Below are 21,163 nucleotides of genomic sequence, written 5' to 3'. Positions count from 1 at the left end.
CAACGTCACTCAACAACCGCTCTGCTGGTGCTGATACACAGAGATGATTTCGCCCGCCACCGCCACGGCAATTTCGGCTGGCAGTTTGCCTTTGACATCCGGCAGGCCGAGCGGGCAGCGCAGCCGCGCCAGTGCATCCGCCGCGATCCCTTTGCCTTCCAGCCGATAGCGAAAGCGCTGCGCTTTGGTCGCAGAACCAATAACGCCGGCATAGCGAAAATCACCGCGCCGCAAAATGGCTTCACTGAGCGCCAAATCGAGCGGATGGTCGTGGGTCATCACAATGAAATAGCTGTCCGGTGCAGCCTCTTTGACGCAATCGATCGGGTCTTCCACCTGACGCACGGTGACGCCCGGTGGCACATGGCGAAACTGGGCGGCGCGGCTATCAATCCAGGTTATGTGACAGGGTAACGTTGCCAGCAAGTTAACCAGCGCCTGCCCGACATGGCCCGCGCCATACAGCTGGATTTCAGGCTGCTGATGCATCAGCGGTTCAAACAGCAGCGTGGCATGCCCGCCGCAGCACTGGCCGAGCCGCGCGGCCAGGGCAAACTCTTCACTGCGCGGCTGCTGACAACGCTGCTCCAGCATGTCGCGCGCCAGCGCAATGCACTGATATTCCAGATGGCCGCCGCCGATAGTGAGATAAGTTTCGCTGGCGCTGACCACCATTTTACTGCCGCGATCGCGCGGTACAGAGCCGCGTTGGGTCAGCACGGTGACTAAAACGCAGCTCTCACGTTTCTCTCGCAAACTGTGCAATACAGCGATCCAGTCATGATAAATCATCATCCGCTCCTGAGAGGCGCTGCACGCCCCAGAAAACGCGCTCGGGCGTGGCGGGGGCATCCAGCTGCGGATGGCGGCGATAGTTATCCACGCTGGCAACCGCGTCCTGTAATGCACACCACACCGCAATGCCCAACATAAATGGCGGTTCACCCACGGCTTTCGAGTGGAACACCGTGTCCTGAGGATTTTTGCGATTTTCAACCAGTGTGACGCGCAAATCGTGGGGGACATCGCTGATGGCGGGAATTTTGTAACTCGCCGGGCCGTCGGTAAGCAACTTGCCCTGATCGTTCCACACCAGCTCTTCGCAGGTTAACCAGCCCATGCCCTGCACGAAACCGCCCTCCACTTGCCCAATATCCAGCGCCGGATTGAGCGAAGCACCGACGTCATGCAGGATATCCGCACGCAGCAAACGGTATTCGCCGGTTAAGGTATCCATCAGCACTTCACAGCACGCTGCGCCATAAGCGAAGTAATAGAAGGGTTTGCCACGCCCGGCGTTGCGGTCGTAATGGATGCCGGGCACTTTGTAAAATCCGGTGGCGGATAAGGGCACCTGATTCAGCCATGCCTGTTGCGCCACCTGGGCAAAGGTAAAGTGCTGCTCGCCCACGCGCACAATCCCATTGCTGAAGGAGACGGCGTCGGCCAGGCACTGGTGCTGCTGACAGAGCATCTCTGTCATGCGATCGCGCAATATCTGCGCGGCGTTTTGCGCGGCTTTGCCGTTGAGATCAGCGCCGCTGGAGGCCGCCGTCGGTGAAGTATTAGGGACTTTACCGGTATCGGTTGCCGTGACCTGAATCTGGCTGATATCGATTTGCAGCACTTCCGCGACAATCTGCGCCACCTTGGTGTTCAATCCCTGGCCCATTTCGGTGCCGCCGTGATTGAGCTGCACCGTGCCATCGGTGTAGATCAAAATTAAGGCACCGGCCTGATTAAGGAAGCTGGAGGTGAATGAGATACCAAATTTCACCGGCGTTAAGGCCAACCCGCGTTTCATAAAACGATGACTGGCGTTAAACGCTGTGATGTCCGCGCGGCGTGTCGCGTAATCGCTGCTGGCTTCAAGCTGTTCGGTTATCTCCATCAGCAGATTATCTTCCACCTGCTGATGGTAATGGGTGATGTTGCGATCCTGCTTGCCGTAATAGTTGCGCTTACGCAGTTCGAGCGGGTCCAACCCGCGCTCGCGGGCGATATGGTCCATGATCTGCTCAATCGCCACCATGCCCTGAGGCCCGCCAAAACCGCGATAGGCAGTATTAGACGCCGTGTGGGTACGGCAGCGATAGCCGGTGATCAGTGCATCACCCAGATAGTAGGCATTGTCTGCGTGAAACATCGCACGATCGACGATCGATCCGCTCAGATCGAGGGAGTAGCCGCAGTTTCCCGCCAAATCGATTTTGACACCACAGAATCGACCTTCATCATCAAAGCCCACATCGTAACGCACAAAGAAGGGATGGCGCTTACCGGTGATACGCATATCATCGCGTCGCGCCAGACGCATTTTTACCGGACGCCGCGTCTGGCGCGCGGCAATCGCACACAGGCAGGCCACACCCGCAGCCTGCGTCTCTTTACCGCCAAACCCGCCGCCCATCCGGCGCATATCAATGGTGACTTTGTTCATGGTGATGTCCATCACCTCGGCCACCAGCTTCTGCACTTCCGTCGGGTTTTGCGTCGAAGAGAAAACCTGCAGGCTGTCGTCTTCGCCTGGGATCACTAACGCGGTCTGGGTTTCCAGATAGAAATGCTCCTGTCCGCCAATATGGAATTCCCCCTGAATGCGATGTGGCGCACGCGCCAGCGCTGCATCAGCATCACCCCGTTGATGAACGTGCGGTTGCTGCACAAAGTGACGCTGTTCCAGCGCCTCGCGCACATCCAGAATCGCCGGTAAAGGCTGATATTCAATGATAGCGGCGGCGGCACCGGCGCGCGCGGCTTCGGGTGAATCCGCTGCCACCGCAATCACAATTTGCCCGAGATACTCCACGCTTTCCTGAGCCAGTAAGGGATCGCCCGGCTCCAGCGGGCCGACATCATTCAGGCCCGGTATATCGCGCCAGGTCAGTACGCTCACCACGCCGGGTACGGCATAGCAAGGCTGCACATCGATATGCGTGATACGCGCATGTGCATGATCACTAAGACGTGGGCAGAGATGCAGCAGGCCAGGCAGATCCGGCCTGTCATCAATGTAGATTGCCTCGCCCGTAACGTGTTTATCGGCGCTTTCATGCTTCTGACTGCGGCCCACGCCGGTTTTCATGTCGCTGGCAAACTGGCTTTTTAACAACGTTTCGCTTAATGCAGGTCGGTTATGAGACATAGCGCGCTACCTCTGAAATGGTCAGTTCGCCACAGGTATGTGCGTAATAACGACGTAGCAAATTGCGTGCAACCTGTAAGCGGTAGTCGGCGCTGGCGCGGAAATCGCTGAGCGGCTGGAAATCCTGGCTGAGTGCCGCGCAGGCTTGCTCGATGGTAGCGGGGGTCAGTGGCTGACCGATCAGGGCAGCCTCGGCTGCGATTGCACGCTTCGGCGTTGCTGCCATCCCACCAAACGCCAGCCGTGCCTGCTCTACCACGCCATCCTTGCACTGAATGTTGATGGCGATAAACACCGCCGAAATATCATCATCCATACGCTTTGCCACTTTCCACGCCACGAAATCAGGTGACACCGTCACTTTGGGTATCACTATCGAACGAATAAATTCTCCTGGCTGCATCACGGTTTGCCTGTAGCCAGTGAAGAACTGGTCCAGCAGCACTTCACGTAGACTCTCCCCCTGCTGCAACACCAGGCGCGCATTGAGTGCCAGCAGCATGGGCGCACAATCTCCGATGGGTGAGGCATTGCCGATATTGCCGCCGAGCGTACCCTGATTACGAATCTGCAATGACGCAAAGCGTTCCAGCGTGGCACTGAAGGCAGGAATTTTCGCCGCCAGGAAGTGATAACAATGATGAAGCGGCGTAGCGGCCCCCAGATGAATCTCTCGATCATCTTCAGAACAGACGCTTAATTCCTCAACCTGTTCCAGCGCAATTAACAGCGGTAAACGTCGATACTGCTGGGTAATTTGCAAGGTGAGATCAGTACCGCCTGCCAGCAGTCGCGCTTCAGGATACTGCTGATACAGTGCCGCAAGCTGCGCCAGGGTTTTAGGGACGAAACAACGACTGCCGTCGGCTTCCAGTATTTGGACTTCCCGATGATTCAGCGCCTGTAAGCGCTGCACCAGTGCGGTTTCATCGGCTGTAAAGTTGTCTTCTGTGTGTTGCTCACAGGCTTGCTGTGCGGCGGCCATAATCGGCCGATAACCCGTACAGCGGCATAAATTGCCAGCCAGCGCTTGTTCGGCCTGTGGCTGGTTCCAGCCCTGAGTATTTTTCTGCAAAGTGAACAGCGACATGACAAAGCCAGGCGTACAGTAGCCACACTGTGAGCTGTGACAATCCACCATTGCCTGCTGCACGCGATGCAGTTCACGGCCCTGCTTCAGATCTTCCACGGTGATCAGCTGCTTGCCTTGTAAGCTACTCACCAACGTCAGGCAACTGTTGATGGCTTGATACTGCATGCGCCCCGCCACCACTTTTCCCAACGTTACCGTACAGGCGCCGCAGTCACCTGATGCGCAGCCCTCTTTGGTTCCCCGCCGCTGTTGATGGCTGCGCAGGTAGTTAAGCACGGTCAGGTTCGGGTCTAAGGCTATTTCGGTGACCAGCCGATTATTCAGCAGGAACTGGATCATGCAGTGACCTCCTCACGATCGCGCTGCCACACCGGTTTACCGCTGACCCAGGTTTGCGCAATGTTGCGATCGTCTCCCAGCGTCATCATCACAAACAAGCGTTCCCAGATATCTTTGCTGTTGGCGCTACGCAGTTTTTGCAGCGGTGAAACCGCGGGATCGATCACCACGAAATCCGCTTCTTTACCAGGATTGAAATTGCCAATTTTGTCGTCGATATCCAGTGCATGCGCGCCACCCAGCGTTGCGTGGTAAAAGGCTTCGCAGGCGCTGAGCTTGTACTGCTGTAACTGCCCAACTTTGTAGGCTTCCCCTAGCGTTTGCAGCATATTGAAGGTGGTGCCGGCGCCCACATCCGTTCCGATGCCCATGCGCACGCCCTGCTGCCAGCAGCGTTTAATATTAAACAGGCCACTGCCGAGGAACAGGTTCGACGTCGGACAAAAGGCGATAGAGGAATCCGTGTCGTGCAGGCATTGCCACTCGTTCTCTTCCAAATGCAGACAGTGAGCAAAAACGCTGCGTTTGCCGGTGAGCTGATGATGATGATAAACGTCGAGGTAACCATCCCGCGCCGGGAACAGCGATTTGACCCAGGCAATTTCCTGCTGATTTTCACTCAGATGCGTATGCAACCAGGTATCCGGGAACGCTTCGCGCAGCTGACGGACTTTTTCCAGCAGTTCTGGCGAGGAGGTCGGCGCGAAACGTGGCGTCAAGGCATAGCTCAGACGACCACGCTGATGCCAGCGTTCAATCAGTTCACGTGAATCCTGATAGCTCTCTTCCGGCGTTTCTGTCAGATACTCTGGTGCGTTGCGGTCCATCATCACCTTTCCGGCAATCAGACGCATATCCAGCTGTTGCGCGGCATGAAACAGCGCATCGACCGATTGTTTGTGCACCGTGCCAAACACCAACGCCGTGGTGGTGCCGTTAGACAGCAATTGTTGCAGGAAGAAGGCCGACATTTGTGCTGCGTGATCCGGACAGTGATACTGACTCTCGACCGGGAAAGTATATTGGTTCAGCCACTCCAGCAGCTGTTCGCCGAATGCGCCAATCATCTCGGTTTGCGGATAGTGAATATGGGTATCAACAAAGCCCGGCACGATCAGCTTGCCGCGCAGATCGACGACCGTGGCGGCATCAACGCGCCCTTCTGCGATCTCCCAACTTTCAAGCGACACCACCTTACCCTCGCGCAATGTCAGCAAGCCGTCTTCGAGGTAGCGCGCATGCGCAACGATATCATCGGGCTGAGAAGCCAGTGCGGTGAAATCAAAAAAGCTGGCGCGCAGTAGCGTTTCAGAGGCGTAAGGCATAACGGTTCCTTGATAAGTAAAATTGCAATGAGTTGCCTTGAAGGTGTAGTGCAAACACTATGCCAACGCGAAAATTAAATAATGTTGTTACTTTTCAATGTGTTGTTCATTTTTTGTAGCGCCGAAACCGTTTCTTAATCGCAATCGAATGCGCAACCGTTTGCTCACATTAGCAACCGATTGCGGAGTGATTCAAAGCCAGGTTGACGGTGACTACTCGACGAATAGAGGCTAATAACAGCCATTTTTATGCGTCATTTAGGTGCAGCGTCGCACGGTTTCCGTGCAGATTTTTTATCAGGGATGGGTAACGCTGGGCTGGAAGCGAGATATGGCTAATTGGAAAAGATCAATTTATGAAAACCCATAAATTGTTGACAATGATAAATATGAAAGGACGGAATGAATCCAATAATGCTAAACATCGCACTGGCACACGGATGTATTAGCCTAAGAAAAACCCGATAAAAATCGTCTTGTTAAAACTCAAAAAAGAAGATTATTGTCTGCTTTTCCTTAAATCACGTTGATATTAATTGGGATTTATCTCTATTAAAACTAATATCAGCCCTCCAGGGTATACCACCACATAAGAGCGACGTTTATGTTTAATCGCACGATATCAGGAGTGGCCAGTGCCATTCTGTTAACTTTGTCACCCTTAACGCACGCAGCCAGTTCATTACCCACGCCAACAGAAGCTGACTGGACCGCTAAAGAATTTAGCTTTAATAGCGGTGAAAAATTAAAAGACGTGCGCATCCATTACATTACTTTAGGTGATAAGAATAAACCAGCGGTATTATTACTTCACGGAACCAATCAACCCCTCAGCGCATTGCTGGCACCGGGATTTGCCGGAGAGTTATTTGGCCCGGGACAGGCGCTGGATGCCAGCAAGTATTTTATTATCATTCCGGAAGGAATTGGATCAGGAAAATCCACTAAACCTTCTGATGGCTTGAGAATGGCATTCCCGCATTACGATTATGACGATATGGTGACCGCGCAATATCGGCTGATTAAAGAAGGCCTGGGCATTTCCCATTTACGCCTGGTGATGGGTTATTCCATGGGGGGCATGCAGACCTGGCTTTGGGGAGAAAAATATCCCGGCATGATGGATGCGCTGGTCCCGATGGCATCGCAGCCGAATGAGTTATCGGGCCGCAACTGGATGCTACGCCGTATGCTGATTGAGTCGATCAAGGGTGATCCTGCCTGGGCCGAAGGCAATTATCAGCAGCAACCCCCTACTTTAAAAACCGCGAATATCATGTTCAGTATTGCCACCACCGGCGGCACGCTGGCTTATCAACACAAAGCCCCAACGCGCGCACTGGCGGATAAACTGGTGGATACACGCCTTGCTGCACCTGTCACCGCGGATGCCAACGATTTCATTTATATCTGGGGTTCATCGGCGAATTATAATGCCATGCCCGGATTAAGCCGTATTACAGCACCGATGCTGATCATTAATTCAGCAGATGATGAACGTAATCCGGTTGAAACCGGCATTATGCAGAATGAACTGCATCAGATTAAGAAAGCAGAATTATTGCTTATTCCAGCCAGTGCTGAGACCAGCGGCCATGGCACTATGATGCAAGCAAAGTTTTATCATAAAAAACTTCAGACCTTCCTGGCTGAGACTGCCAGCCCCTAGCATTTGAGTTAAGTCAGATCGCCGACTGGAAGTCATGTTCATGGCTTCCCGTTTTCATTAAAAATTCATTTTCACTACGCCTTCATCTTTTTCAATTAAACGTTCTCAGGGAATAGTCCATGTTTCGTAGAATAAAGATCCGTACCGCCCTCAGCATCATGGTTTTTTCATTAACGGCATTATTGCTGTTCGTCGGTATTTTAGGGTTATTTGCCGTACAGTCTGGCAATAAATCCTTTGCCACCGTCGATACAGAAGTCCTGCCAGGCCTGGTGGCACTTAATGAAAGTTCAGAATTATTACTGCGCGGGCGCCTGGACTTGCGTTTATATGAATCACTGGTGGGCAGTGGTGATACCGAAAAAGCCAAAGTCGCACTGGAACGCGCCAGAGGTAAAATAGATAACGCCAGCGCTAAGTGGCAGGAATATCTTAAATATCCGCAATCATCAGCGGAGAAGCCGATTGCCGCTGAGATGGCCACCACGCGTGCTGCACTGATGAAAGAGTTTATTGATCCGGCTTTTGCCGCGCTCGAAGCAGGCAAACTGGATGAGTATCGCCAGCGTGCAGGGAAATCAACTGCGTTATACGGCGCCTTTGATAAAGCCTCTAAAGCGCTGGTCGCATTCAAAATTAAAAGTATCGATGTCGCCTATAGCGACTCCAGCGATCGCGTTCAGCGCATGGCGTTTACGCTCTACTTTTGTATTGCCTGCGCGCTGGTGCTGGCTGGCTTAGCCTGGTCGGTGATGACCCATCTTGTCGTTAAGCCGCTCAATCATGTGATTAATGTGTTTGACCGCATCGCCGAAGGAGACCTGCGTGCGCGTATCGACATCTCTGGTAAAAACGAAATAGCGCAATTGTTTGCCGCGGTACAACGTATGCGCGATGGCCTGGTGAACATGGTGCTGATGGTACGCCATGGCACCGATGCCATCGGCTCCGGTGTAGAGGAGATCGCCACTGGCAATATTGACCTCTCCAGTCGTACTGAGCAACAGGCTGCCTCGCTGGATGAGACGGCTTCCAGCATGGAACAGATTATGGCGACAGTAAAAAACAATGAGGACAATACGCGCAAAGCTAACGCCCTGTCGCAGAAGGCCTCTGACTCTGCCTCGCGGGGTGCAACGGTCGTCTCTGAAGTGGTCACCACCATGAGTTCTATTGAGAAAAGTTCAGCTAAAATTGGCGACATCGTTGGTGTGATTGACGGCATCGCCTTCCAGACCAATTTGCTGGCCTTAAATGCAGCCGTTGAAGCCGCTCGCGCCGGTGAAGCGGGACGCGGTTTCGCGGTGGTCGCTTCGGAAGTTCGGGTGCTTGCTCAGCGCAGCGCCACCGCTGCGAAGGAAATTGGCCTGATGATCAATGACTCACTCAGCAACATTGAGCAAGGTTCAGGCTTGGTTAAAGATGCTGGCGTCACCATGAATGAAGTGATGCTCGATGTGAAGAAAGTGGTCGATATCATGGATGAAGTGATGCTGGCCTCCGGCGAGCAGACTCGCGGCATCTCACAGATCAATATCGCCATCCAGCAAATGGATGGCGTGACGCAGCAGAATGCTTCGCTGGTGGCTGAAGTCGCTACCGCAGCGAGTTCTCTGCAACAGCAAGTGGTGAATTTGCAGCAGTCGGTGACACAATTTCAGGTTGATGAGGACGCCACACCGGTGACTTCTGATCGTTATTCCGACGCACATCAGGTAGCACTCATCCCGCTAAGTTAAGCATTTACGCGGCGCGAGTGCCCTCACCTTTAACCTGCCCGTCCCCTTTACATGTGAGACGGGCAAAATCACTCATCTCAAACGCCCTGATCTCTTCCTTTCGCACCCAATACGCCTCACTACAGTTTTATGCTGGGTTACCGATAACAGATACGTATTCGGAATTTTCAGTGACGCAGGACGCATTCTGGAAAAATAAACCTCAAATGTGATCCAGTTGGGTGGAAGGTCAATCATGTTAAAAACATTACGCTCGCGTTTAATCGCTATCAGCGTGGTTATTACGGCAGTATCCCTTATCGCACTTGCCACTTTTACTTACACCACCGTGCGTGGCAAGACACTTGAGAGCATTGATGAGCGGATTGGCCAGCTTTCGCGGATTCATGCCGCCGAACTGGCTGGCTGGGCAGCAGAAAAACAACGTATCACCGGATCGATCAAAACAGCGTTTGGCCGTCACGACGATGCTGTTCCTTTTCTCCGTGCTGCGATCGAAGCAGGCGAGTTTGATGATGCCTACATCGTCTATCCTGAGCCGCATTCCCATGTGTTCGTGCACCCTATGCCAGCAACCTATGATGGCAGCCAACGTCCGTGGTATCTGGAAACCGTCAAAGCCGGCCATCCGGTGTTACTGGATCCGTATGTCGATGCCTCAACGGGCAAGCTGACCATTACCTTTGCTCAGCCGATTGTGGATAACGGTAAAACATTGGGTGTAATAGGCAGTGATTTGCACCTCGATACCGTCTCCAATACGGTGAGTGCCATCCATCCACTTGAGAAGAGTTTTGCCTTCCTGGTCGACAGCAGCGGTAAACTGATTGCCGCGCCGCAAGCAGATCTGATTCTTAAGCCAGTGACCGAGTTATCACCTTCACTCGATATCAACACTATCCATAATCTGGCCAGCAATGGCGGTCATGCCGAATTGACCATCGGTGGCGAACAGCAGTTTGTTTACGCGTCTCCCGTTAAAGGGACGCCATGGTCACTGGTGATCGCCGTTGATCGTAATGAAGTGACGGCATCACTGACGACATTACAGCGTGAAAGCATCCTCATTACTCTGGTGAGTCTGATTATTACCGCGCTGATTGCCGGGCTGGTATTCAACCAGCAGTTGCGTCGCCTCGCCATTTTACGTGACGCCCTGGAAGACGTGGCTTCAGGGGAAGGTGACCTGACGCGTCGCCTGGATGTGCGTGGCGGAGATGAGCTGGCGCAGATATCAGCGGCGTTCAACCGTTTTGTTGAAAAACTCTCGGGCGTGCTGCTTCGCGTGCGTGAAGGTGCAAACAACATCGCGCTTGCCTCCAGTGAAATCAGTGGCGGTAATAATGACCTGGCCTCACGCACCGAGGAGCAGGCATCGAGCCTGGAAGAAACGGCAGCTACGTTAGAAGAGCTGACTTCAACGCTGAGCAATACCGCCAATAATACCGAACAGGCACGCCAGTTTGTCAGCGGCGTAGCTACGGCGGTCAGAGATAACGGCACCGTGATGAACGCTGTATCCTCACGGATACAGGAGATTTCGAACGATTCGCAGAAGATGTCCGAAATCATCAAGGTGATTGATGGCATTGCATTCCAGACCAACATTCTGGCACTGAATGCCGCTGTTGAGGCTGCGCGCGCCGGAGAATCAGGCCGAGGCTTCGCGGTGGTCGCCAGCGAAGTCCGCAGTCTGGCTCAGCGAAGCGCAGGTGCCGCGCGTGAGATCAAGACACTGATTGATGACACGGTTTCACGCGTGACTTCAGGCAGAGAACTGGTCGTCAAAGCCGATCAGGGTATGACCAGCATTGTGTCTGATATCCACAACATGACGCAGTTGATTGAAGAAATCGCCCATGCCAGCCGCGAACAGAGTGAGGGTATCGGTCAAATCAATATCGCAATGGGACAAATTGACACAACCACGCAGCAGAATGCAGCGTTGGTTGAAGAGTCCGCCAGTGCCGCCCTGTCGATGTCAGAGCAGGCTGCAGTGATGGCAGAACTGGTCAGCACGTTTAAATTGATGGATAGCACTGATGCCATGACACCGAGATCTGAAAGTTTCGTCAAAAAGCCGGTTCTCTCCCCGCTAAAATCGCGCGCAGCGCTGGCAACAGCGGGCACCTCCTCGGAGGATAACTGGCGTTCCTTCTGATTCACTGAGCCAAACAGGCACCTGGTGTCGGGGTGATAAACTTCGATGCCAGGCTTGCTTTCCTTCATGACGAGGAAACAACAGACATGAATTGAATACCTCTCACCGCCAGCCAGATCGCACACGTCAGACTCAGCAAGTAATAAAAGCAGCTGCATGCCTTAATTCAACCAAATCAGGCAACCTGTTAGCATGAATTGACCCACGTAACACAGCGCTGCGCCCGTGCCTCCTCCCTCCGCAAAGCCAGATTGTTGTGCATGTTAAATGCCCTCCACGGTGGCTAATCCCACATTTATCGCAACGCACAAAGACCATGAGCCTGCATAGATGGTTTATGATGTATACGGTTTATGGATTGGAGAGCTGAGTGCTGCCGGGTAAATTTGCTCAACCGGGCACTCGCAAAATGATCATGCTTCCCCCGCCCATAACTCGTAGAGTTTCATTGTTGGTTTTTTAAATTTAAAATCAATTGGTTAACATTGACGTACAATTGTTTAAGGAACAGTGAGATGATTATTTTTGTCACTGGCGCCACCGCCGGTTTTGGTGAAAGCATCACCCGTCGCTTCATCGCTAATGGTCATAAAGTGATTGCCAGCGGACGCCGCGCTGAGCGTCTGAAAGAGCTGAAAGATGAGTTGGGTGCCAACCTTTACACCGTTCAGTTGGATGTGCGTAATCGCGCCGCTATCGATGAAGCTATCGCTGCGCTGCCCGCAGAGTGGCGTGATATCGACGTGCTGGTGAATAACGCCGGTCTGGCATTAGGGATCGAGCCCGCGCATAAAGCCAATATTGAAGATTGGGAAAACATGATCGACACCAACAACAAAGGTTTGGTGTACATGACGCGTGCCGTGCTGCCCGCCATGGTGGAGCGCAATGTCGGTCACATCGTTAACATCGGCTCCATCGCTGGCAGCTGGCCTTATCAGGGCGGCAATGTTTATGGCGCGACCAAAGCGTTTGTGCGCCAGTTCAGCCTTAATCTGCGTACCGATTTACACGGCACCGCGCTGCGCGTCACCGATATCGAGCCGGGCTTAGTGGGCGGCACCGAGTTTTCTAATGTGCGCTTCAAAGGCGATGATGGGCGTGCAGATGCCGTTTACGAAGGCACCACCGCGCTGACAGCGGAAGATGTCACTGAAGCGGTGTATTGGGTCACGACACTGCCTAAACACGTCAATATCAATACGCTGGAAATCATGCCGGTCTCCCAGACGCTTGCGGGTCTGAAAGTGCATAAAGGCTGATTATTGTCATGGGCGCACAAGTTGCGCCCTTCGCTTATGCCCGGCCCCAACCGGCAACAATAATTAACATGCCGCTAAACGCCACCAACGCGCCAACCCAATCCCACGTACTCAGTTTGACGCCATCCACCACGCGCAACCAAATCAGCGCCGTCACAACATAAACACCACCGTAAGCCGCGTATACCCGGCCGCTTGCCGCCGGATGGAGGGTCAGTAGCCAGACAAACAACGCCAGACTCACCGCTGCAGGAAGTAATAGCCACGCGCTCATTCCCTTCTTCAGCCACAGCCACGGCAGGAAACAGCCGACAATTTCGGCAATTGCAGTCAAAAAAAACAGCAAAGTGGTTTTCACCAGCATAGAAAATCTCTCTCTCGCCTAAACAAAAGGCTCACCGCTGGTGAGCAAAGTTGCAGCGATGATATACTAGCCCTCATGGTTGTAACAGCCGGGTTTCTGGCTGTGCTGGTGTTAACTAAAGGAAATCACAATGAAAAACCTGTTTTCTCTCCTGCTGACTGTGACGTTAACCTGCGGTGCGCTGCTGACTGCACCGCTGGCATCGGCCCAAACTGACCGCCTGATCATTGAGAATGGCAACAGTGCTTCCAGCAACGAAGCCGCGCGTCAAAGTAAAGAGCAGTGGAACGACACCAAAAATCTGCGCAACAAAGTGAATAAGCGCGTGGAGAAAGAGTTCGATAAAACCGATAAGGCTTTTGACACCCGTGATAGCTGCGAAAAGAGCTATAACGTCAATGCGTATTGGGAACCGAACACCTTGCGCTGCCTTGATCGTCGTACCGGCCGTACGGTCGCACCTTAATTCGCTGTTGCTGCTATAGTTTTCAAGGGAATTCAGAACCAAGGAGAGTGTGATGAAAAAGCGTAATGCAGTGATGTTGATGGCAATGCTGGTGTTACCGGTGCTGGCACAGGCTTCCTGTGAAAGTGTCAAAGCAGATATCAGCAAGAAAATCGTCAGTAATGGCGTGGCCGAATCAGACTTCACGCTGGATATTGTGCCTAACGATCAGGCCGATCAAGCGGGCGGTCAGGTGGTGGGTCACTGCGAAAATGACAGCCAGAAAATCGTGTATAAGAGAAACGGCCGCGACAGCGAAAGTGATGTCCCGGCCAGCGCAGGCAGTTCACAGGATGCCCCTGCGCAGTAATCGTGAATGGGCGACCGATGGCCGCCCTTTTTCATTCCGCTTCAGGCCGCTGGCGCGGCATTAACCACGCAATCCACAACGTCAACATCGCAATGGCTAACGCCACCACAAATACCCAGTGCAGCGAAGCGGCGATCTGATTTGTCCACTGATGCAATGTCGCTTCGGACAGTGACTGACGGCTTTCATGTGACATGATTTGCTGCATTGGATCGTGGGCCTGCGGCAGACGCTGTGCAAGATTGAAGTTCAGCACCGCTCCCATTAACGCAGTACCAATCGCCGAACCCAGCATTCGACTAAACATAATTGACGCAGTGCAAATGCCACGAATATCGTAATGGGCATGGTTTTGCACCGACACCAGGAAGGTGGTGCTGGTCATGCCCATACCCGTGCCGATGACAAAGGCAGTCAGCCCGGCTTGCATAATCGAACTGTCGGCTCGCAACAGCAGTAGCAGCGCGCTGCCCGCAATCAATAACAAGGCTCCCAGCTGCGCGGTAAAGCGATAGGACGTGACTAACATCAAACGACCACTCAGCGTGCTGGCTAACGGCCAGCCTATCGACATCATCGCCAGCGCACTCCCCGCCTGCAGCGGTGTACCGCCAGTAATACCCTGAATCCACGTTGGCAGAAAAGCGCTGATGCCCATCATGGTGGCGCCAATAATTAGATTGCCGGCATTGCCTGCCAGAATGAGACGGCTGCGCCAGATGGCGAGAGGAAACAGCGGCGCCTCAGCACGTTGCTCGTGCTGCTTTAACTGCCAGCCCGCCAGAAGCGCTAACAATAAGAAAGCCAGCAGCCAATAGCCAAGGGCATCCGCCTGCAATAGCGCAACCAATAACGCGGTGACGCAGATCATCAGCCAGCAGCTGCCGGTAAGATTCAGGGTTGCCCCTTTGTGATGTTCACGCGCCGGTAAAAAACGCGCTAACAGCAGCATGGAAAACAGGCCAATCGGCACGTTCACCCAGAAAATCACCGACCAGTTAAAGTGCTGTACCAGCCAGGCTCCGCTCAGTGGCCCAATGATAGCCGCGACACCCCAAACGCTGGAGAGCCAGCCCTGCACATTGGCTCGTTCACGCGGAGAATAGATGTCAGCCACAATGGTGCTGGTGAGCGGCATAATCGCGCCTGCCCCCAGCCCCTGAAAGGCGCGGAACAGTATTAACCACGTCATGGTGTGCGCAAACCCGCACAATATCGAACCCATCAGGAACAGCGAGACGCCAATGAAGAAGAGCCGTTTGCGGCCCCACATATCAGCGAGCCGTCCATACAGTGGTACGCTCACCGCCTGCGTCAGCAAATAGATCGAGAAAACCCAGCCAAACTGCGAAAACCCACCGAGTTCAGCAATGATGGTTGGCATCGCGGTCGCCACAATGGTGACTTCAATCGCAGCCATAAACATGGCTAGCATGCAGGCGATAAGGATCCAGTGGCGATGTTCCGTGTTCAATTCTGCAGTTTCAGTCATACGTCTCCCTTTTTTCTCTCAAGGCTAGCTGATTTTCCATCAGATGAGTTTCCTCTGTGTGCGCCTGCAAAGTGACAATGTCACTCAATTCGATGAATTTTTTTTATTGTCAGATGATGCCTTGTTTCATGCGGGTTAAGCAGGTTTTACCCCCTTTTCTATCTGTCTGATTTTGCCGTAAAAACTGGCGCATTGCGCTAAGTATTGCTATAGCTTTTAACAGCAATTTCCAGTTATTCACTGGAAAAGCAGCATCTAACAGTCATTTTATCTGCAATTTGATGCGGTTCAGGACTTTCGTATGTGATGCTTTCTTCACTACACCCTCAACCGTGAAATGACATAACAAGATCGAGCAATTTGTCGAATCAGGGAGACTCTCGCATGCACAATGCATCGCTCATCAGTAGAGCCGGGCTGGCACTGCTGGCCATCGTCGCGGTGATTGCCCTGCTGGTTTGGGGAATCGGGCTGAATACGCTGCGCGACCGGCAAGAAGACTTAATCTATCTCGGCCAACAGCATCTGTTTTTAGTGTTTTGGTCAATGTTTTTTGCTCTGCTGATTGGTATTCCGAGCGGGGTTTTACTGAGCCGCCCGTTCGCCCGCCGCTGGGCTGAATATGTGATGCAGATCTTTAACGTCGGAAATACGTTGCCGCCGCTGGCGGTATTGGCATTAGCCATGGTCATCGTCGGGATTGGTGATCGACCTGCGCTAATCGCCCTGTTTCTCGCCTCATTGCTGCCGATTGTGCGTAATACCTTTGCCGGTTTGAGCGCGGTGCCGCCGTCGCTGATTGAAGCCGCCAACGGTATCGGCATGACCAAATTCCAGCGTCTACTTCAGGTGGAAATTCCCAATGCACTGCCGGTGATTCTGGCGGGCGTACGCATCGCGACTGCCATTAACGTGGGAACAGCGCCGCTGGCGTTCCTGATCGGTGCCAGCAGCTATGGTGAACTGATTTTCCCCGGCATTTACCTCAATGACTTCCCAACGTTGATCCTTGGTGCCGTGGCCACCGCCCTGTTTGCACTGATCCTCGATTTGCTGCTGGCAGCCCTCGGACGTTTCCTCAGCCCGCACTCTGCGGCTTAACACAAGGAGCTAAGTGATGGGTATCACGTACAACTTAACGCGCTGGATGAAGCACTCCGCGCTGGCACTGGCCGCCACACTGGCCATCAGCCAATCCGCCGCTGCGGCCACACCGATTGTGATGGCAACGAAGAGCTTTACCGAACAGCACATCCTGTCTGCCATGACCGTGCTCTGGCTGCAAAAGAAAGGTTTTCAGGTGGTCCCCAAGACCAATATCGCCACGACTATCGGCCGCAATGCGATGATCAACAAGCAAATTGACATGACCTGGGAGTACACCGGTACTTCGCTGATCATCTTCAATCACATCAACAAACCGATGTCCTCAGAAGAAGCCTATAAAACCGTCAAACAGCTCGATGCCAAACTGGGGCTGATCTGGCTTGACCCCGCGCCAATGAATAATACCTATGCATTTGCCATGCAGCGTGACCGTGCAAATAAAGAAGGCATCAGCACCATGTCACAGCTGGTGGCGAAGCTGGAGCAGGTGCGCAAAACTGATCCAGACCACAACTGGAAACTCGGTCTCGATTTAGAGTTTTCTGGACGCTCCGATGGTCTCAAGCCATTACAGAAAGCCTATAACATGCCGCTGGATCGCCCGCAGATTCGCCAGATGGACCCGGGATTGGTGTACAACGCGGTACGCGATGGCTTTGTCGATGCGGGCTTGATTTACACCATTGACGGACGAGTCAAAGGCTTTGATCTCAAGGTATTGGAGGACGATAAGCACTTCTTCCCGAGTTACAACGTCACGCCTGTCGTGCGCCAGGATGTGCTGGAAAGCCATCCGGGATTGGATGCGGCCCTCAATCAACTCTCACCGCTGATCACCGACGAAGCGATCACCGAGATGAATAAACGTGTTGATATCGATCACCAGTCACCGCAGCAGGTGGCGCGTGATTTCCTTCAATCGAAAAACATGCTGTAAGGAGGCGTCATGGAGACTTTGCATTACATCATGAGTAACTGGCACACCCTGATGGCGTTAACCTGGCAGCATACCTGGCTGGTGCTGGTGGCGGTGGGATTCGCCATCATCGTTGGCGTGCCGTTGGGTATTTTGATTGTGCGTTTCAAATGGTTGGCAACGCCAGTGCTCGGTATCGCCACCATTGTGCTGACCATTCCGACCATTGCGCTGTTTGGTCTGATGATTCCGCTGTTTTCCATGATCGGTCAGGGTATTGGTGCCTTGCCCGCTATCTGCGCGGTGTTTCTCTATTCCCTGCTGCCGATTGTGCGTAACACCCATACCGCACTGGAGAATTTGTCACCGGGCTTGCGTGAAGCCGGCCGCGGTATTGGCATGACATTCTGGCAGCGCCTGCGCTGGGTGGAGATTCCCATGGCGCTGCCGGTGATCTTCGGCGGTATTCGTACTGCCGTGGTGATGAACGTCGGCGTCATGGCGATTGCCGCAGTGATAGGCGCAGGTGGATTGGGCTTACAGCTGCTTGATGGTATCAGCGGCAGTGACGTGCGCATGCTGATTGCGGGCGCACTGATGATTTGTTTATTAGCGATTGTGCTTGATTGGCTACTGCACCGTTTGCAGTCGGCGCTGACTCCTAAGGGGATTCGATAATGATAAAACTGGAAAACCTGACGAAAACCTTTACGCAAAAGAACGGCACCGCGTTTAACGCCGTGGATAACGTCAGCCTGGAAGTGCCTGCCGGAGAGATGTGTGTGCTGCTCGGCCCTTCCGGTTGCGGCAAAACCACCACGCTGAAGATGATCAACCGTCTGATTCCTGCCAGCAGCGGTAAGATATTGATCAACGGCGAAGACACCAGTGGACAGGATACCGTCACGCTGCGTCGTAATATTGGCTATGTGATTCAGCAGATTGGTCTGTTTCCCAATATGACCATCGAAGAGAACATAACAGTGGTGCCGCGCATGCTGGGCTGGGATAAAAAGCGCTGTCGTGAACGAGCGACTGAATTGATGAGCATGGTGGCGCTCGACCCCAGCAAATTCCTGCATCGCTATCCACGAGAGATGTCAGGCGGTCAGCAGCAGCGTATCGGCGTGATCCGCGCGCTGGCGGCTGATCCACCGGTGCTGCTGATGGATGAACCTTTCGGTGCCGTCGACCCGATCAACCGTGAAGTGATTCAGAATGAATTTCTCGAGATGCAGCGTCAGCTGAAAAAAACCGTGATGCTGGTGAGCCATGATATCGATGAAGCACTCAAACTCGGTGACCGCATCGCGGTGTTTGGTCAGGGCAAGATCGTGCAATGCGCCAGTCCCGACGAACTGCTGGCGAAACCGGCCAATGATTTCGTCGGTTCCTTTGTGGGCCAGGACCGTACGCTGAAACGCCTGCTGCTGGTGCAGGCAGGCGACGTCACCGATCAACAGCCGACCATCACCGTTAAGCGCAGCACTCCGTTGCAGGAGGCTTTCGCCACTATGGATGACAACGATATGAGATCGGTCACCGTGGTGGATAATGATGGCAAGCCGCTGGGGTTTGTGAAGCGTCGCGAAGCGCGTAATGCCGCCGGAAGCTGCGAGGAGATGCTGCATACCTTCAAGGTGACGGGCAAAGCGGAAGAGAACCTGCGCGTGGTGCTATCCAAGCTGTATGAGCACAACACCGTCTGGATGCCAATCGTGGATGAGGAAGGTCGCTACAGCGGTGAGATTTCGCAGGATTATATCGCGGATTACCTCAGCTCAGGACGTACGCGCCGTAGGTTGAATCCTTAGCAAACGCACAATGGCTGAATCTTAAGGAACAGTGCACGACAGCCCGAATGCAGATAAACCGCACAACAGCTGAATTTTAGGGCAAATCGCACGAAAGCCCGAACGCAAACAAACCGCACGACAGCTGAAACGTTGGAAGAGGCGGCAGAGGAGTAAAGCGTCCTGCGCCAGGGATGGCGCGGGCCGAGCCCCAGGGATGGTTAACGGCGTCTTTACGATCTGCCGCCTCTTCCGACGTACGCACCGACTCACAGTCAGTGGATTAGATCCCCACCTCTTCCGACTTACGCACCGACACTCACAGCCAGTGGATTAGATCCCCACCTCTTCCGACGTTCGCACCGACTCACAGCCAGTGGTTTTGATCCCCAACTTTCCTAACGCAAAATCAGTGATTTTCCTCTACCGCCCCGATAACCCGTTCATCCCCCCGCTCCGATGGCAGCACAATATTCAACAGCATCGCCAGAATGCCACCCGTGGTCACCGCATGACCAAACAGATTACTCACCAATGATGGCAACTGTTTCAACACCTCGGGTACCGCTTCCACACCTAAGCCAATGCCAAATGACACCGCGACGATTAACATCTCACGGCGGCCCAACGGTGATTGCGTCATCACCCGAATACCTGCCGCCACCACACTGCCAAACATCACCAGGGTCGCGCCACCAAGGACTGGCGCAGGGATTTGCTGCAGCACATTGCCGATCACCGGAAACACGCCCAACAGTAACAACATCAGCCCAATCACCATGCCAACATAACGACTGGCTACGCCGGTCATCTGAATCACGCCATTATTTTGCGCAAAAGTCGTGTTGGGGAATGCGGAAAACATCGCGGCGAACAGGCAGCTCATACCATCTGCCAGAATGCCGCCCTGTAAACGACGCTGAAAACCTTCGCCCTCAATCGGTTGTTGTGAGATCAGGCAATTTGCTGTCAGATCCCCTACCGCCTCAATCACGCAAATCACCGACACCAGCGCAATCGGCACGAAAATGCTCCAGCTAAAATCAAAGCCAAAGCGGAAGAAAGAAGGCAAAACCAGCCAGTGACTGGACATCATCGGTTTGATGGGCAGATGGCCAGTCAGTGCCGCCGCCAGACAGCCAACCACGATGCCTGCCACTACCGCGACAAGGCGCATCCAGCGATTTTGGGAGCGGTTAAGCACAATGATCACCAGCAGCGTCAGCGCGCCCAGCGCCAGATTCCCCGGAGCGCCAAAGTCAGCGGCGTTATGCCCGCCTGCCCAATCGGTGATGCTAACTTTAATCAGGCTGATGCCGATCAAGGTAATCACCGTGCCGGTCACCACCGGCGTCAGCACTTTCTTCAACGGCGCCACACAACGGCTGATCAGCATCGGAATAAACGCTGCCACGAAGTTGCAGCCCATGATCATCGCCATCACAGCTTCCGGTGAACCGCCCTGCGCTTTCACCATCAAACCACCAGACAAAATGACACCCAGAAAGGCAAAGCTGGTGCCTTGCAGGCAAATCATGCCCGCCCCAATCCCCATAAAGCGACGCGCCTGCAGAAACGTCCCTAAACCGGAAACCAGCAAAGACATGCTGATCAGGTACGGAATGTAAGTCTGCAATCCGAGGATTGAACCAATAATCAGTGGCGGCGTAATGACCCCCACCACGCTGGCAAGGACGTGCTGCAACGCAGCGAAAAAGGCGGGAACAGGACCAATACGGGCATCAAGCCCATACAATAAACCTTTTGGGGAGTGTGACATAAGTGTGCTCCGGCAGAATATTCATCAGCAGGGCTGATGCATGATTCACGCCATTGGCACTCATAATGAGGAAAAAATTTTATAACAGAATGAAAATAATAGGATTTAAGTAGGATGTTCTCGGATGCTGAATCCGAAACCTTAGATTCAGCCACCGATCATT

At 53.5% G+C, this 21,163-nt stretch carries 17 protein-coding genes; 10 read left to right on the top strand and 7 right to left on the bottom strand.

The window, feature by feature from the left end; translation table 11 throughout:
* Positions 1-9: 9 nt before the first annotated feature.
* From xdhC to guaD, 4 genes are read right to left on the bottom strand one after another with little or no spacing between them, the layout of a single operon-like run.
* Entirely contained in the window at positions 10-792 is a 783-nt protein-coding gene (gene xdhC / locus VI01_RS05195) for a xanthine dehydrogenase accessory protein XdhC (RefSeq protein WP_045814240.1), read from the bottom strand.
* Positions 779-3,145: a xanthine dehydrogenase molybdopterin binding subunit gene (gene xdhB, locus VI01_RS05190; protein ID WP_045814239.1), complete on the bottom strand. Its 2,367-nt coding sequence runs from the start codon at positions 3,143-3,145 to the stop codon at positions 779-781. Before xdhB ends, xdhC begins: the two co-directional genes overlap by 14 nt.
* A complete protein-coding gene (gene xdhA / locus VI01_RS05185; protein WP_045814238.1) occupies positions 3,135-4,577 on the bottom strand; it encodes a xanthine dehydrogenase small subunit in 1,443 nt (480 codons plus the stop codon). The genes xdhB and xdhA overlap by 11 nt, the downstream gene beginning before the upstream one ends.
* Positions 4,574-5,902, bottom strand: a complete 1,329-nt coding sequence (gene guaD, locus VI01_RS05180) for a guanine deaminase (protein WP_045814237.1) — start codon at positions 5,900-5,902, stop codon at positions 4,574-4,576. Before guaD ends, xdhA begins: the two co-directional genes overlap by 4 nt.
* Before the next feature lie 604 nt (positions 5,903-6,506).
* On the opposite strand from guaD, the gene VI01_RS05175 reads away from it, so the two are divergent.
* The 4 genes from VI01_RS05175 to ydfG all read left to right on the top strand — a co-directional run bounded on the left by VI01_RS05175 (position 6,507) and on the right by ydfG (position 12,733).
* On the top strand, positions 6,507-7,571 hold the full coding sequence (locus tag VI01_RS05175; RefSeq protein WP_045814236.1) for an alpha/beta fold hydrolase: 1,065 nt from the start codon (positions 6,507-6,509) through the stop codon (positions 7,569-7,571).
* A 119-nt stretch (positions 7,572-7,690) separates the two neighbouring features.
* Positions 7,691-9,310 carry a methyl-accepting chemotaxis protein gene (locus VI01_RS05170; protein ID WP_045814235.1) on the top strand — a complete coding sequence of 540 codons (1,620 nt, stop codon included), beginning with the start codon at positions 7,691-7,693 and terminating at the stop codon, positions 9,308-9,310.
* A gap of 235 nt (positions 9,311-9,545) precedes the next feature.
* Entirely contained in the window at positions 9,546-11,471 is a 1,926-nt protein-coding gene (locus VI01_RS05165; RefSeq protein ID WP_071845614.1) for a methyl-accepting chemotaxis protein, read from the top strand.
* A 515-nt stretch (positions 11,472-11,986) separates the two neighbouring features.
* Entirely contained in the window at positions 11,987-12,733 is a 747-nt protein-coding gene (ydfG, locus tag VI01_RS05160; RefSeq protein WP_038646916.1) for a bifunctional NADP-dependent 3-hydroxy acid dehydrogenase/3-hydroxypropionate dehydrogenase YdfG, read from the top strand.
* Positions 12,734-12,767: 34 nt separating this feature from the next.
* Here the strand turns inward: ydfG and VI01_RS05155 are convergent, their stop codons facing one another.
* On the bottom strand, positions 12,768-13,097 hold the full coding sequence (locus tag VI01_RS05155) for a YnfA family protein (RefSeq protein WP_075564075.1): 330 nt from the start codon (positions 13,095-13,097) through the stop codon (positions 12,768-12,770).
* Between the two features lie 130 nt (positions 13,098-13,227).
* Between VI01_RS05155 and VI01_RS05150 the strand changes: the two genes are divergently transcribed.
* Entirely contained in the window at positions 13,228-13,563 is a 336-nt protein-coding gene (locus VI01_RS05150) for a DUF1283 family protein (RefSeq protein WP_045814234.1), read from the top strand.
* Positions 13,564-13,615: 52 nt separating this feature from the next.
* A complete protein-coding gene (locus VI01_RS05145) occupies positions 13,616-13,912 on the top strand; it encodes a DUF1161 domain-containing protein (RefSeq protein ID WP_045814233.1) in 297 nt (98 codons plus the stop codon).
* A gap of 31 nt (positions 13,913-13,943) precedes the next feature.
* Here the strand turns inward: VI01_RS05145 and VI01_RS05140 are convergent, their stop codons facing one another.
* Positions 13,944-15,404, bottom strand: a complete 1,461-nt coding sequence (locus VI01_RS05140) for an MDR family MFS transporter (protein WP_045814232.1) — start codon at positions 15,402-15,404, stop codon at positions 13,944-13,946.
* A gap of 384 nt (positions 15,405-15,788) precedes the next feature.
* Between VI01_RS05140 and VI01_RS05135 the strand changes: the two genes are divergently transcribed.
* From VI01_RS05135 to osmV, 4 genes are read left to right on the top strand one after another with little or no spacing between them, the layout of a single operon-like run.
* The gene (locus VI01_RS05135) at positions 15,789-16,505 is read left to right on the top strand and encodes an ABC transporter permease (protein WP_038646907.1); all 717 of its coding nucleotides are present in this window, start codon (positions 15,789-15,791) and stop codon (positions 16,503-16,505) included.
* A 46-nt stretch (positions 16,506-16,551) separates the two neighbouring features.
* Positions 16,552-17,448: a glycine betaine ABC transporter substrate-binding protein gene (locus tag VI01_RS05130; protein ID WP_197079568.1), complete on the top strand. Its 897-nt coding sequence runs from the start codon at positions 16,552-16,554 to the stop codon at positions 17,446-17,448.
* 9 nt (positions 17,449-17,457) lie between these two features.
* Positions 17,458-18,105, top strand: a complete 648-nt coding sequence (gene osmW, locus VI01_RS05125; RefSeq protein ID WP_034823432.1) for an osmoprotectant ABC transporter permease OsmW — start codon at positions 17,458-17,460, stop codon at positions 18,103-18,105.
* A complete protein-coding gene (osmV, locus tag VI01_RS05120) occupies positions 18,105-19,241 on the top strand; it encodes an osmoprotectant ABC transporter ATP-binding protein OsmV (protein ID WP_045814230.1) in 1,137 nt (378 codons plus the stop codon). Before osmW ends, osmV begins: the two co-directional genes overlap by 1 nt.
* Before the next feature lie 388 nt (positions 19,242-19,629).
* On the opposite strand, the gene VI01_RS05115 is transcribed toward osmV, so the two are convergent.
* Positions 19,630-21,000, bottom strand: a complete 1,371-nt coding sequence (locus VI01_RS05115) for a nucleobase:cation symporter-2 family protein (RefSeq protein WP_045814229.1) — start codon at positions 20,998-21,000, stop codon at positions 19,630-19,632.
* Positions 21,001-21,163: the final 163 nt, after the last annotated feature.

The sequence above is a fragment of the Pantoea sp. SM3 genome, from assembly GCF_000963995.1.
In the GTDB taxonomy this organism is placed as follows: domain Bacteria; phylum Pseudomonadota; class Gammaproteobacteria; order Enterobacterales; family Enterobacteriaceae; genus Pantoea; species Pantoea rwandensis_B.
This window is presented reverse-complemented; position numbering and strand designations above follow the sequence as displayed.